Annotated in this window: 9 protein-coding genes and 1 pseudogene; 5 read left to right on the top strand and 5 right to left on the bottom strand. The window is 73.9% G+C overall.

Annotation, left to right across the window (positions count from 1 at the left end):
- The first annotated feature begins 12 nt into the window (after positions 1 to 12).
- Positions 13 to 2,127, top strand: coding sequence for a SpoIIE family protein phosphatase (locus GHR20_RS03155; protein WP_153812115.1), 2,115 nt, complete (start codon positions 13 to 15; stop codon positions 2,125 to 2,127).
- Between the two features lie 48 nt (positions 2,128 to 2,175).
- Complete coding sequence (locus GHR20_RS03150) at positions 2,176 to 3,039, top strand: DNA-formamidopyrimidine glycosylase family protein (RefSeq protein WP_153812114.1); 864 nt, start codon at positions 2,176 to 2,178, stop codon at positions 3,037 to 3,039.
- Between the two features lie 19 nt (positions 3,040 to 3,058).
- Here GHR20_RS03150 and GHR20_RS03145 read toward each other — a convergent pair whose 3' ends face one another.
- Both GHR20_RS03145 and GHR20_RS03140 read right to left on the bottom strand, forming a co-directional pair.
- Positions 3,059 to 3,577 carry a hypothetical protein gene (locus GHR20_RS03145; RefSeq protein ID WP_111584964.1) on the bottom strand — a complete coding sequence of 173 codons (519 nt, stop codon included), beginning with the start codon at positions 3,575 to 3,577 and terminating at the stop codon, positions 3,059 to 3,061.
- A 144-nt stretch (positions 3,578 to 3,721) separates the two neighbouring features.
- Positions 3,722 to 3,913, bottom strand: a pseudogene (locus GHR20_RS03140) (sigma factor-like helix-turn-helix DNA-binding protein); the annotation flags it as partial.
- Positions 3,914 to 4,072: 159 nt separating this feature from the next.
- Here GHR20_RS03140 and GHR20_RS03135 point away from each other — a divergent pair.
- Positions 4,073 to 5,203 (top strand): CapA family protein, encoded by a 1,131-nt coding sequence (locus GHR20_RS03135; RefSeq protein ID WP_153812112.1) that lies wholly within the window; start codon positions 4,073 to 4,075, stop codon positions 5,201 to 5,203.
- Here GHR20_RS03135 and GHR20_RS03130 read toward each other — a convergent pair whose 3' ends face one another.
- Together GHR20_RS03130 and GHR20_RS03125 are read right to left on the bottom strand one after the other, a co-directional pair.
- The gene (locus tag GHR20_RS03130; protein ID WP_153812111.1) at positions 5,204 to 6,625 is read right to left on the bottom strand and encodes an amino acid permease; all 1,422 of its coding nucleotides are present in this window, start codon (positions 6,623 to 6,625) and stop codon (positions 5,204 to 5,206) included.
- A 51-nt stretch (positions 6,626 to 6,676) separates the two neighbouring features.
- Positions 6,677 to 7,624 (bottom strand): LysR family transcriptional regulator, encoded by a 948-nt coding sequence (locus tag GHR20_RS03125; RefSeq protein ID WP_148025482.1) that lies wholly within the window; start codon positions 7,622 to 7,624, stop codon positions 6,677 to 6,679.
- Positions 7,625 to 7,745: 121 nt separating this feature from the next.
- Here GHR20_RS03125 and GHR20_RS03120 point away from each other — a divergent pair, with 121 nt between their 5' ends.
- Positions 7,746 to 8,996: an MFS transporter gene (locus GHR20_RS03120; RefSeq protein ID WP_243877884.1), complete on the top strand. Its 1,251-nt coding sequence runs from the start codon at positions 7,746 to 7,748 to the stop codon at positions 8,994 to 8,996.
- Here GHR20_RS03120 and GHR20_RS03115 read toward each other — a convergent pair.
- Entirely contained in the window at positions 8,932 to 9,402 is a 471-nt protein-coding gene (locus GHR20_RS03115) for a universal stress protein (protein ID WP_111584970.1), read from the bottom strand. The two genes, GHR20_RS03120 and GHR20_RS03115, sit on opposite strands and share 65 nt — an antisense overlap.
- Before the next feature lie 103 nt (positions 9,403 to 9,505).
- Between GHR20_RS03115 and lysX the strand changes: the two genes are divergently transcribed.
- Positions 9,506 to 12,775 carry a bifunctional lysylphosphatidylglycerol synthetase/lysine--tRNA ligase LysX gene (gene lysX, locus GHR20_RS03110; RefSeq protein ID WP_153812109.1) on the top strand — a complete coding sequence of 1,090 codons (3,270 nt, stop codon included), beginning with the start codon at positions 9,506 to 9,508 and terminating at the stop codon, positions 12,773 to 12,775.
- The last annotated feature ends 195 nt before the right edge of the window (positions 12,776 to 12,970 follow it).

Here is a 12,970-nt window from a genome sequence, read left to right as displayed (position 1 = left end):
CAAGGTGGGCCCATGGCTGATCGGGGAGCGAGTGCCCTGTCACTCCCGGAGGACTGGCCCGCCCACCCGGACCCGATTCTGGCGCTCAACCACATGGGCACCTTCGACTGGGACCTGGACAAGGGCCTGTTCCACATGGACGCCGAGGCGCACGAGGTCTTCGACCTGCTGCCCGAGGAGTTCGACGGGCGCCCCGAATCCCTGGTCCTGCGGGTACCGCGGCCCGAGGCGGCCCGGCTCGACGCCCTCATCGCCCAGGTCATCAAGGAGGGCGGCGAGAACTACGGCGCCTACTTCCGCATCCGCTGCCGCGACGGCACCCCGCGCTGGACCCACACCCAGGGCTACATCCGCCGCGACGACGCCGGGCGCCCCCGCAGGGTCGTCGGCATCGTCCGGGACGCCACCGAGGAACTGGCCGACAGCACGTCCCGGAGCGTGCGCGCGGCGCAGGAGCTGGCCTTCCGGCAGCAGACCAACATCGTCCAGGTCGTCTCCGCGGCCCTCGCGCACGCCCGCACCGTGCAGGACGTCATCGACGTGCTCAAGGACACCCACGGCATCCGCCGCCTGGGCGCCGCCAGTTTCGTGATGGCCCTGGTGGAGGCCGGGCGGATCCGGCTCGTCGCGGAGGCGCCGCCCGGCAGCTTCGTGCCGGCCAGCCAGGTGAACCGGATCGACGAGCCGTATCCGATGAGCGAGGTCGTGCGCACGCTGAGCCCCCGGTTCGTCGAGACGCCGGAGGAGTTCGCCGGGGAGTACCCGCTGCTGTGGCCGCAGATCACCCATCTGGGCATCGCCTCGGCCGCCTATCTGCCGCTGATCGCCCAGGGCCGCCCGATCGGCGCGATGGGCCTGCTCTACAGCGACCGGCGCGGCTTCTCCGACGAGGAACGCGGCGTCCTCGTCGCGCTCGGCGCCAGCATCGCGCAGAGCCTTCAGCGGGCCATGTTCTACGAGCAGCAGAAGGACCTGGCCCAGGGCCTCCAGCAGGCCATGCTGCCGCGCACCATTCCGGACGTGCCGGGCGCCGACATCGCCGTACGCTACCGTTCGGGCGCGCTCGGCCGGGACATCGGCGGCGACTGGTACGACGTGATCCCGCTGCCCGGCGGCCGGGTCGGCGCGGTCATCGGCGACGTCCAGGGCCACGACACCCACGCGGCGGCCGTGATGGGCCAGCTGCGGATCGTGCTGCGCGCCTACGCCGCCGAGGGGCACACCCCGGCCGCCGTGATGGCCCGCGCCTCCGTCTTCCTGCACGAACTCGACACCGACCGCTTCGCCACCTGCCTGTACGCCGAGGCCGACCTGTCCACGGGGGTGGTGCAGATGGTGCGCGCCGGCCACCTCGACCCGCTGATGCGCGGGCCCGGCGGCTGCCGGCGCCTCCCGGTGGAGGGCGGACTGCCGCTCGGGCTCTCGGCGGAGTTCGGCGGCCTGGACTACCCCGTCTCCACCCTCGAACTCGACCCGGGCGAGACCCTGTTGCTGTGCACCGACGGACTGGTCGAACAGCCCGGCGCCGACCTGGACGACGGCATGCGGGGCCTCGCGGAGCAGGTCTGCGGCGGGCCCGAGGACGTGGACGACCTCGCCGACCGGCTGATCCAGGCGGCCGAGGAGCGCGGCGGCGAGGACGACGTGGCCCTGCTTCTGCTGCGCCGCCGGGAGCCGGAGACCGTGCGGGCCTGCGGCCGGGTCCAGCAGCATGTGGCGCCCGGCGACCCGGAGGCCCTCACCCAGGCCCGGCACATGATCAGATCGGCGGTGCGGGCGTGGGGCGCGGGTGAGCGCGCGGACGAGATCGAGCTGGCCGCGGACGAGCTGATGACCAATGTCCTGGTGCACACCGAGGGCGCGGCGATCGTCACCCTGCGGTCCCTCGCCGGCGCCGGGCACCGGCTGCGGATCGAGGTGGAGGACTCCTCCAGCGCGCTGCCGAGGCGCCGGGACGCGGGCCAGGAGGGCGTGTCCGGGCGGGGGCTGCTGCTGGTGGAGATGCTGGCCGACGACTGGGGCGTGGAGGCGCGGGGCAGCGGCAAGGCGGTGTGGTGCGAGTTCCGGCTGAGCGAGGATCGAGAGAGGGAGGGCCGAACGGGCGAGGGCCGAACGGGGGAGGGCTGAACGGGTGAGCCCGGGGGCGTTGTCGGTGGCGGGTGGCACTCTGGACGTATGCCGGAACTGCCCGAGGTGGAAGCGCTGACGGATTTCCTCGCCGAGCACCTGGTCGGCCTCCGGGTGGCGCGGGTGCTGCCGGTCGCCGTCAGCGTGCTGAAGACGTACGACCCTCCCGTCACCGCCCTCGAGGGCGCGCGGGTGACCGAGGTGCGCCGGTACGGCAAGTTCCTGGACCTCGAGGCGGACAGCGGGCTGCACCTGGTGACGCATCTGGCCCGCGCCGGCTGGCTCCAGTGGCGGGACCGGCTGCCGGACGGACCGCCCAAGCCGGGCAAGGGCCCGCTCGCGCTGCGGGTGGCGCTGGAGACCGGCGAGGGCTTCGACCTCACCGAGGCGGGCACCCAGAAGCGCCTCGCGGTGTACGTGGTGCGCGATCCGGCGCAGGTGCCGGGGATCGCCCGCCTCGGCCCCGATCCGCTGGCCGCCGACTTCGACGAGACGCGCTTCGCGGCCCTCCTCGCGGGCGAGAGACGGCAGCTCAAGGGCGCCCTGCGGGACCAGTCCCTGATCGCGGGGGTGGGCAACGCGTACAGCGACGAGATCCTGCACGCCGCGAAGATGTCCCCCTTCAAACTCGCCGCCTCCCTCACCCCGGAGGAGACCCGCCACCTCTACGAGGCGCTGCGCACCACGCTGACCGAGGCGGTCGAGCGCTCCCGGGGCGTGGCCGCGGGCCGCCTGAAGTCCGAGAAGAAGAGCGGCCTGCGCGTCCACGGCCGCACCGGCGAACCGTGCCCGGTCTGCGGCGACACCATCCGCGAGGTCTCCTTCAGCGACTCCTCCCTCCAGTACTGCCCCACCTGCCAGACGGGTGGCAAACCCCTGGCGGACCGACGCCTGTCCCGTCTGCTGAAGTGAGGGGGCCGGCGCCCCCGCCTCAGAACAGGTGGATCGCCAAGTGCCCGAGCGGCAGCCCCAGTTGCCATGCCGGCGTCCACACCTTCGGGCCGTCGTCCTCGTCGGCCGGGGTGATCCCGCCCGGCACCGCGTCCAGGTCGGTGGCGAGGAGTTCCGTCTCCTCCAGCCAGCGCCAGGCGTCCTGCGCGAGGGCCAGGTCGGGGGAGGGGGAGCCGGCGGCGTCGGCGGTCAGGTCGGCCATGCGGGCGCGGACCCAGTCCTGCCACGGATGGTCGCAGGCGGTCAGCGACAGCCAGTTCTCCAGCTGGGAGACGACCCGGATGCCGGACAGCTCCCCCTCGGTGTCGGACAGGAAGACGGTCAGCGCCAGCGCGTCCCGGCCCGCCCGGAACTCGAAGGACGTCGGCGGCATCAGATCGCCGGTGCGCAGCAGCTCGTCGGCGATGTACTCGGCGTACAACCACGCCATGGGAACGACCAGTTCGGCACCGCCGACGCCGTCCGCGCCGTCGGTGCCCTCGTGACCTCTGTGCGGCATTTCCTTCCTGCCCTTCCTCCGGTGCGTACGGGCCGCCCGATCCCCGGGGACCCGCCCTCGCCCGGAACGCGGATGAGGACAGCCCATTGCCCCAACGGGGCCCACAGCAAGGCGCTTTGCCGAGGTTTGACCTGAGACCCGGTTTCAGCGCAGGTCGGCCGCGCCATCCGGAAGCTCCCCGCGCAGGGCGTGGAGCGCGCGGAACGCCCGGGACCTCACGGTACCGGGCGAGGTGCCGGGGGCGCGCGCCGCGTGCGCCACACCGGTCCCGGGGGCGTACACGAGGACAAGCACGTCACGGCCGAGCGGCGTGAGAGTCTTCACAGCCGCCCGGACGCGTCCGCCCGCCTCTCGCCAAGGCCCCGGATGGGTCAATGAGGGGACGCGGACCGTTTGGACGGAGAGTCGGCTTCATACCCATATGCCCGTCACGGCAAGGTCGGTAAATACGACAGCCGTACTGACGTGCTGACGCAGATCCGAAGGGGTGAGCCGATGATCGGACGCAGACACCAGGTGGCCCTGGCCCTGACCGCCGTCCTCACGGCGGCGGCCGCCTGCTCCCAGCAGGTCCGCCAGGACTCCGGCCGGGGCGGCGCCGCCGGGCCGCCCGCGGCGCGGCACGGCTTCACCCTCGTCGCCACCGGCGACATCCTCACCCACCCCGCCGTCCTCGAACGCGCCTCCGCCGACGCCTCGGGCGGCGGCTACGACTTCCGGCCCATGCTCTCGGGCGTCGAACCCCTCGTCCACGGCGCCGATCTGGCGCTGTGCCACCTGGAGGACGGCATCGGCGGCGCGGCCCCGCTGTCCCCGCCGCAGCTCGCCCAGGACCTCGCCATGACCGGCTACGACGGCTGTGCCACCGCCTCCGAACACGCCCTGGACAACGGCGCCGACGGCATCCGGGGCACCCTCGACACGCTGGACGCGGCGGGCCTGCGGCACGTCGGCACCGCCCGCGGCGCGGACGAGTCCCGGCGCCCGGCCCGCTACCGGGCCGGTTCCGCCACGGTCGCGCAGCTGTCGTACACCTTCGACACCGAGCGGCCGCTGCCGGACGGGCAGCCCTGGGCGCTCGGTCCGATCGACGCGGACCGGATCACCGCCGACGCCCGCGCCGCCCGCAAGGCCGGCGCCGACGTGGTCGTCCTCTCCCTGCACTGGGGCGCGAACGGCGACGACGCCCCCACCGAGGACCAGGCCGCCCTCGCCCGCAGGCTGACCGCGGCCGCCGACGGCCGCCGCCCGGACATCGACCTCATCCTCGGCAGCCACACCCATGTCCCGCAGCCGTACGAGAAGGTCAACGGGACCTGGGTGGTCTACGGCCTCGGCGACCAGATCTCCGACGAACTGGACGCCGGCGACGGCTCCCGGGACCCGCGCGGCAACGAGTCCACCCTCGCCCGCTTCACCTTCGCCCCGCCCGCCCGGGCCGGCGAGCGCTGGCAGGTGACGCGGGCCGAGTTCGTGCCGCAGATGTACGACCTCGACGCCGGGCGCGTGCTCGACGTGAACCGGGCCGTCGCCGGCGGGGCCGACCTCGCCGGGGTCCGCGACCGGATCCGGGACGTGGTGCTCAGCCGGGGCGCCGCCGACGACGGCCTCGTGATGGGGGAGTGATCAGCCGGGGCGCCGCTCGGCCAGCGCCGAACGCTTGTAGGAGTAGGTGAAGTAGACCAGGCAGCCGATCACGAACCACACCGCGAACCGCACCCAGGTCTGCCACTGGAGGAACGTGATCAGCCAGATCGAGAAGACGACACCCAGCCCGGGCACGAACGGCACCCCCGGCGTACGGAAGGCGCGCGGCAGGTCCGGGCGCCGCCGGCGCAGCACGATCACCGCCACGCAGACCACCACGAACGCCAGCAGGATGCCGATGTTGGTCAGCTCGGCCGCCTCCCCGATCGGCAGGAACCCGGCGATCAGCGCGGACGCCGCCCCGACGATCCAGGTCACCCGGGTCGGCACATGCCGCGTCGGGTGCGTCTTGGCGAACCAGCGGGGCAGCAGACCGTCCCGGGACATGGAGAACCAGACACGGGTGACTCCGAGCATGAACGTGAACATCACGGTGAGGATGCCGATGATGGCGCCCACCGCGATCACGTCCGCGAGCGCGTTCAGCCCGACCGACTTGAAGGCCGTACTGAACCCGCTCTCCTTGTCGATGTCCCGGTAGTTCTGCATGCCGGTCAGCACCAGGCAGGCCGCCACGTACAGCACCATGGCGATCACCAGCGAGTAGATGATCGCCCTCGGCATGTGCCGCTGCGCGTCCTTGGACTCCTCGGCGGCGGTCGACATCGCGTCGTAGCCGAAGACCGCGAAGAACACCGTCGCCGCGCCGGTGAAGGCGCCGCTGATCCCGTAGGGGAAGAACGGGTGATAGTTGGCGCTGTCGATGTGGAACATGCCGACCCCGATGACCAGCAGCACCACCAGCACCTTCACCGCGACCACGATCGTCTCGAAGCGGGCCGCGCTGCGGATGCCGAGGGTGAGCAGCCAGGCGATCAGCAGGCAGAGGAGCATCGCGAACAGGTCCACCCGGTGCCCGGCCCCGGTGCCGGGCGCGCCCATCATCCAGTGCGGCAGCTTCGCGCCCATCTGCTCGACCAGGAAGCCGAAGTAGCCGGAGATGCCGATCGCGACCACCGCCACGATCGCCGTGTACTCCAGCAGCAGGTCCCAGCCGATGAACCAGCCCGCGAACTCGCCGAGCACCGCGTAGCCGTAGGTGTACGCCGAGCCGGCCTTCGGGATGAGCCCCGCGAACTCGGCGTACGACAGCGCCGCGCACGCGCTCGCCGCGCCGGCGATCAGGAAGGACAGCAGCACCGCGGGCCCGGCCGTGCCGTTGGCGACCGTACCGGCGAGGGTGAAGATGCCGGCGCCGATGATGCCGCCCACACCGATCGCGGTGAGCTGCCACAGCCCGAGGGACCGCTCCAGGCGGGGCCCCTCGCCGACCTCCGTGTCCTCGATGTGCTCGATGGGTTTGCGGCGGAGAATGCCCTCACCCGCGCGGAGTCTTGCCATACGCCTCACCTCTTCACCGACGGCAAACGGCTGACGGCGGATCATGATGGCTCAGGGGTGCCGCGCAGGGAAGGCGCCACGCACGGCCCAGGCCGGGGTCCACGCACGCGAGGACGGGCGGGCGGGGGGCCGCTCGGCGAGATGGGCGCGCAGCGCGGCGAGCCCCGGATGCGCGTTCGCCGCGGCCCACACCAGGGAGTGCGGATAGACCGGCGTCGGATCGGTGAGCGGAATCCGCCGCAGATCGTGCCCCTGGGGCCAGACCAGCCGGATGCCCTCGGCGACCAGGGTGGCCAGCGAGGCGGAGTCCGCGATCGTGTCGAGCAGCGCCTCCGAGCCGAAGTCGGGGCCCACCGAGTCGATGGTCAGCCCGAACTCGGCGGCCAGCGCCGCGTAGTACGCCGCCCACTCGGTGCCCGCCACCAGGCCCGGCATCCAGATCCGGTGCCCGGCCAGCCGCGCCGGGGTCACCGAGCGGGCCCCGGCGAGCGGATGCCGCGGGCCGGTCAGCAGCTGCACCGGCTCGTCCAGGACCCGGGCCGCCCGCAGCCCCGCGGGCAGCCGGGTGCCGACCGCGCGGAAGGTCGCGTCGATGGTGCCCGCGCGGACCGCGGCGACGGCCGTGTCTGCGTCGAACAGGGTCACCACGTCCAGGGCCGTCTCCGGGTGCGCCCGGTGGAAGTCGCGCAGCAGCCCCGCCGGGCCGAGCCGGGCCCCGACCACATCGACGCGCAGCGCCCGCCGGCCGGGCCGCACCGAGGCGGCGGCGCGCTCCTCGGCCAGCAGCAGCTCGCGGGCGTGCGGCAGGAACGCCTGCCCGTCGATGGTCGGCCGTGCCCCGCGCGCGGTCCGGGTGAACAGCCGTACCCCCAGCTCCTTCTCCAGCGCCGCGATCCGCTTGGAGACGGCCTGCTGGGTGATGCCGAGAACGGCCGACGCCTCCTGGAACTGCCCGGTGTCCGCCACGGCGACGAAGGTGCGCACGGCCTTGAGATCCACGCCGCCATCGTAGCCACCGCCTCCCGCGGTACAACCCATGGTTGTGGCTGACGGTGTCCCGGTTGTTTGCTCCGCACCCCACCTGGTGGTTTTCATGTCCCGGGTCAACGGGAGGTTGTGGATGAAGCTGGGTCGGCGGTTCGGGTGGCTGTGGGCCGCGTACACGGTCAGTACGTTCGGTACCTGGCTCGCGTTCGACGCGCTGGCGCTGATCGCGGTCATCGTGCTGCACGCGGGCGCCGCCCAGGTCTCGCTGCTCGCCTCGGTCGGGGTGGCCGTCGGCGCGGTGGCCGCCGTACCGCTCGGGCCCTGGATCGAGTTCCGGCGCAAGCGGCCGGTGATGATCACCGCGGACCTCGTGCGCGGCGCCGCGCTGCTCACCCTGCCCGCCGCCCATGCGCTCGGCGTGCTCGGCTTCGGGCAGCTCATGGTGGTCTCCGTGGTCGTCGCCGCCGCCGACATCACCTTCACCGCCGCCTCCGGCGCCCACCTCAAGGCGCTCGTGCCGCCCGACGGCCTGCTCACCGCCGCCGGCCGGTTCGAGTCCACGACCTGGACCGCCAGCGTCCTCGGCCCCCCGGCCGGCGGCGCCCTCGTCGGCCTGCTCGGGCCGGTGACCACGGTGGCCGCGGACGCCGTCAGCTATCTGCTCTCCGCGCTCGGCATCCGCGCCGTCGGCCGCGCGGAGACCGTCCCCGAGCGCGCCGGCGCACCCCGCGCCGGAGAACTGCTCGAAGGCTGGCGGCACCTGCTCACCAGCCGCGCCCTGCGCCCGCTGTTCCTCAACGTCCTGCTGAACAACGCGCTGATCATGGCCGGCTCGCCGGTCCTCGCGGTCCTCATGCTCGGCCGGCTCGGCTTCACGCCCTGGCAGTACGGCCTCGCCTTCGCCGTGCCCTGCCTCGGCGGACTGCTCGGCTCCCGGCTGGCCCGCCCGCTCGCCACCCGGTACGGCAGGCGCCGGGTGCTGCGCGTCTCGGGCGCCCTGCGCGCCTGCTGGCCGGTCGGCCTCGCCTTCGTCGGACCCGGCACGGGCGGACTGCTGGTGGTGATGGTCGTCGAGGCCGGACTGATCACCTGCTGCGGCGTCTTCAACCCGCTCGTCGTCACCGAGCGCCTGGAGCTGACCCCGAACGACCGGGTGGCCCGCGTGCTGGCCGCCTGGTCGGTCACCGGCAAGGCGGTCACGGCCGCCCTCACCGCGCTGTGGGGGCTGATCGCCGCCCTCGCCGGCCCGCGCACCGCGCTCGGCCTCGCCGGGGCGCTGCTGCTCGCCACCCCGCTGCTGCTGTGGCCCCGCCCGGCCGCTACGGAACGACCGTCACCGGCCACCGTCCCGCCTTCACCAGCCGCACCGCCACCGACCCGATGATCCGGTGCCCGGCCTGCTCCGAGGCGCCCACCACCACCGCGTCCGCCGTCAGCTCCTCGGCCGCCGTCACCAGTCCGGCGTAGGGGTCGCCCCGGAAGGTGTGGAACTCCCAGCGCACCTCGAATATCCCGCGGACCCGCTCGGCCGCCTCCCGGATCTGCGTCACCAGATCCTCGGCGATCTCGTCGGTCGTCTCCATCACCGGCGCCCCGAGCGCCGCCCCGGCGGCCAGCACCGGCCGCACGTACACCACCGCGAGCAGCGCGTGCTGCCGCCGGGCCAGACCGCTCGCGTAGGCGGCGGCGCGCATCGAGGACTCGGAGCCGTCCACGCCGACCAGGATCACCTTCGGCCCGTCCGTGCCCCGTTCGAACCGCTGCGCATGTTCTTCGTGCTGCTCCGTCACGTCCCGAGGCTATCGGAACCGCCGCTTCCCGTGGACCGCCAGGGCGCACCGGGAGCACGCCTCGACGCGCGCGTCCCCTGTCCCCCTCCCTAGAGTCGGAACCATGACCGCCACCGCGGAGCCCGCCGCGCGCAGGGACGGCGCGGGGGAGGACCCCCCGGCCGGCGGCGGGCGGCTTGGCTGGGTGCCCGAGGCGTTCGGCGGGCTGTTCGCCGCGCTGGGGCTGCTGTGCGCGGCGATCGCGCTGGTGGAGCCCCTGCGCCGGGTGCTGCGCCCGCTCGTGCGGACCGTCGATCTGCTGCTGGTCCCCATCAGCGCCAACCTCGCCTACGCGGTCTTCCTGTTCCTGCTGGCCGGGGCCACCGCCGCCCGCAAGAAGGTCGCCTGGTGGCTGGTCGTCGTCTACCTGGGCCTGCTCGTCCTCAGCGACGCGCTCGGCCTCGCCCTCGGCGTGTACGCCCAGTCGCTGCCCTCCCTGATCCTGTGCGGCCTGCTGCTGGTCCTGCTGCTCGTGGCCCGCCGGGAGTTCTACGCCGCCTCCCGCCGCGGCGCGGTGTGGCGCGCCCTCGCCGTGCTGCTCGGCGGCCTCGCCGCGGCGATCCTGCTCGGCTGGGGCCTGGTCCTGCTGTTCCCGGGCACCCTCCCCGCGGACGAGCACCTGGCGTGGGCCGCCGACCGGGTCTGCGGCGGCCTCGTCTCCGCCAGCTCCTTCACCGGGCACCCGTCCCGCGAGGTCACCTTCGTGCTCGGGCTGCTCGGCGCCCTCGCCCTGCTCAACGCCGCCGCCGCGCTGTTCCGTTCACAGCGCCTGGAGGCCGCCCTGCACGGCGACGAGGAGGCCCGCATCCGCGCCCTGCTGCGGGCGTACGGCGAGCGCGACTCCCTCGGCTACTTCGCCACCCGCCGCGACAAGGCCGTCGTCTTCTCACCGAGCGGCAAGGCCGCCGTCACCTACCGCGTCGAGGTCGGGGTGTGCCTGGCCAGCGGCGACCCCGTCGGCGATCCGGAGGCATGGCCGCACGCCATCGCCGCCTGGCTGGACCTGGCCCGCCGCTACGCCTGGGTGCCCGCCGTGATGGGCGCCTCCGAGGACGGCGCCCGCGCCTACGCCCGGGCCGGTCTCGGCGCCCTCCAGCTCGGCGACGAGGCGATCCTGCACGTCGCCGGGTTCGATCTGGACGGCCGGGACATGCGCGTCACCCGGCAGGCCGTGCACCGCGTCCGCCGCAGTGGCGCCACCTGCCGCATCCGCCGCCACGCCTCGCTCGGCGAACGGGAGATGGAGGAGATCGTCGACCGGGCCGACGCCTGGCGCGACACCGAGACCGAGCGCGGCTTCTCCATGGCCCTGGACCGGCTCGGCGACCCCGCCGACGGCGACTGCCTGCTCGTGGAGGCATGCGGCGAGGACCGCCGGCTGCTCGCGCTGCTCTCCTTCGTGCCCTGGGGCACCGACGGCGTCTCCCTCGACCTGATGCGCCGCGACCGCGCCGCGCCCAACGGCGTGATGGAGTTCATGGTCACCGAACTGTGCGCCGCCGCGCCGAAGCTGGGCATCCGAAGGATCTCCCTGAACTTCGCCGTGTTCCGCTCGGTCTTCGAGGAGGGCGCCCGCATCGGCGCGGGCCCGGTCCTGCGCCTGTGGCGCCGGCTGCTGCTGTTCTTCTCCCGCTGGTGGCAGCTGGAGGCCCTGTACCGCTCCAACGCCAAGTACCACCCCGAGTGGTACCCGCGCTTCATCTGCTACGGCGAGACCGCCTCCCTCGCCCGGATCGGCCTGGCCTCCGGCATCGCCGAGGGCTTCGTCCCCGTACCGTCCCTGCGCACCCTGTGGGGCAAGGGGCACCGGGCGGCCGGGCGGCCGTCCGCGCCCTGGGCCCCGCCGCTCACGCCCGCGCCCGCCCCCGACACCGGCGCCGCGCCCGCCGCCCCGGACGCGGGACTGCCCGACCAGGTCCGGGTCCGCCACCGCACGCTCGACCGGCTGCGCGCCGCGGGCACCGACCCCTACCCCGTCGGCGTCCGCCCCCCGACCCACGCCCTCGCCGACGTCCCGCCCGGCGAGCAGGTCACCGTCGCCGGGCGGATCATGCTGGTCCGCGACCTCGGCGGCATCGTCTTCGCGGTGCTCCGCGACTGGTCCGGCGACCACCAGATCGCCCTCACCCGCGACCGCTGCGGCGCCGCCCTCGCCCGCTTCACCGCCGACGCCGACATCGGCGACCACATCACCGTCACCGGGACGAGCGGCCTCAGCGACCGGGGCGAGCCCACCGTCTTCGCCACCGGCTGGCAGCTCACCGGCAAGTGCCTGCGCCCGCTGCCCGACAAGCGCCGGGGCCTGACCGACCCCGAGGCCAGGGTCCGGCTGCGCCACCTCGACCTGGTCACCCGGCCCGCCGCCCGCGCCGTGCTCCGCGCCCGCTCCGCCGCCGTGGGAGCCCTGCGCCAGGGCCTGTCCGCGCGCGGCTATGTCGAGGTCGAGACCCCGGTGCTCCAGCAGATCCACGGCGGCGCCAACGCCCGCCCCTTCACCACCCACAGCAACGCCTACGACCTCGACCTGTATCTGCGCATCGCCCCCGAGCTGTACCTCAAGCGGCTCTGCGTCGGCGGCCTGGAGAAGGTCTTCGAACTCGGCCGCACCTTCCGCAACGAGGGCGTGTCCCCCAAGCACAACCCCGAGTTCACCATGCTGGAGGCGTACCAGGCGTACGCCGACTACGACGTGATGCTCGACCTCGCCCGCGAACTGATCCAGGGCGCGGCCACCGCAGCCCACGGCGCCCCGGTGGCCCGCAGAGGCACCGAGGAGTACGACATCTCCGGGCACTGGCCGGTGAAGACGGTGTACGGCGCCCTGTCCGAGGCCCTCGGCGAGGAGATCGGGCCGGGCACCGAGCTGCTGCGCCTGCACCGGCTGTGCGACCGCGCCTCGGTGCCGTACACGCCGGACGACCAGCCCGCGGACGTCGTCCTGGAGATGTACGAGCGGCTGGTCGAGGGGCACACCCGACTGCCCACCTTCTACAAGGACTTCCCGACCGCGGTCTCCCCGCTGACCCGGCAGCACCGCACCGACCCCCGGCTCGCCGAACGCTGGGACCTCGTCGCCTTCGGCATGGAACTCGGCACCGCCTACTCCGAGTTGACCGATCCCGTCGAACAGCGCCGCAGGCTCACCGAGCAGTCGCTGCGCGCGGCCGGCGGAGACCCGGAGGCCATGGAGCTCGACGAGGACTTCCTCCAGGCTCTGGACTACGCGATGCCCCCGACCGGCGGCCTCGGCCTCGGCGTCGACCGGCTCGTCATGTTCCTCACCGGGCTCACCATCCGGGAGACCCTGCCGTTCCCGCTGGTGCGCCACCGCTGAGCCCCGGCTCCGGCTCATGGCCGGGGCGAGTCCCGTCGCCGGCGCCCGCCGACCGCGCCAACTCGACTCGCCGCTCCACCCGTTGCCGTGACGACGTCCGCGGCGGCCGACGGGTCGCCGGAGCCCCCTCGGGGGCACCGCGGGTGGTGCCCGCGCTGGTCCGACCGGGTGGAATACCGCCCGCACGCCGTGCCG

The organism is Streptomyces sp. SUK 48 (genome assembly GCF_009650765.1).
Lineage (GTDB): Bacteria > Actinomycetota > Actinomycetes > Streptomycetales > Streptomycetaceae > Streptomyces.
This window is presented reverse-complemented; position numbering and strand designations above follow the sequence as displayed.

Bases quoted from the DNA above. Each gene is read 5' to 3' on its own strand.
- GHR20_RS03155 (WP_153812115.1), top strand. From the start codon at position 13: ATGGCTGATCGGGGAGCGAGTGCCCTGTCACTCCCGGAGGACTGGCCC.
- GHR20_RS03150 (WP_153812114.1), top strand. From the start codon at position 2,176: ATGCCGGAACTGCCCGAGGTGGAAGCGCTGACGGATTTCCTCGCCGAG.
- GHR20_RS03145 (WP_111584964.1), bottom strand. From the start codon at position 3,577: ATGCCGCACAGAGGTCACGAGGGCACCGACGGCGCGGACGGCGTCGGC.
- GHR20_RS03135 (WP_153812112.1), top strand. From the start codon at position 4,073: ATGATCGGACGCAGACACCAGGTGGCCCTGGCCCTGACCGCCGTCCTC.
- GHR20_RS03130 (WP_153812111.1), bottom strand. From the start codon at position 6,625: ATGGCAAGACTCCGCGCGGGTGAGGGCATTCTCCGCCGCAAACCCATC.
- GHR20_RS03120 (WP_243877884.1), top strand. From the start codon at position 7,746: ATGAAGCTGGGTCGGCGGTTCGGGTGGCTGTGGGCCGCGTACACGGTC.
- lysX (WP_153812109.1), top strand. From the start codon at position 9,506: ATGACCGCCACCGCGGAGCCCGCCGCGCGCAGGGACGGCGCGGGGGAG.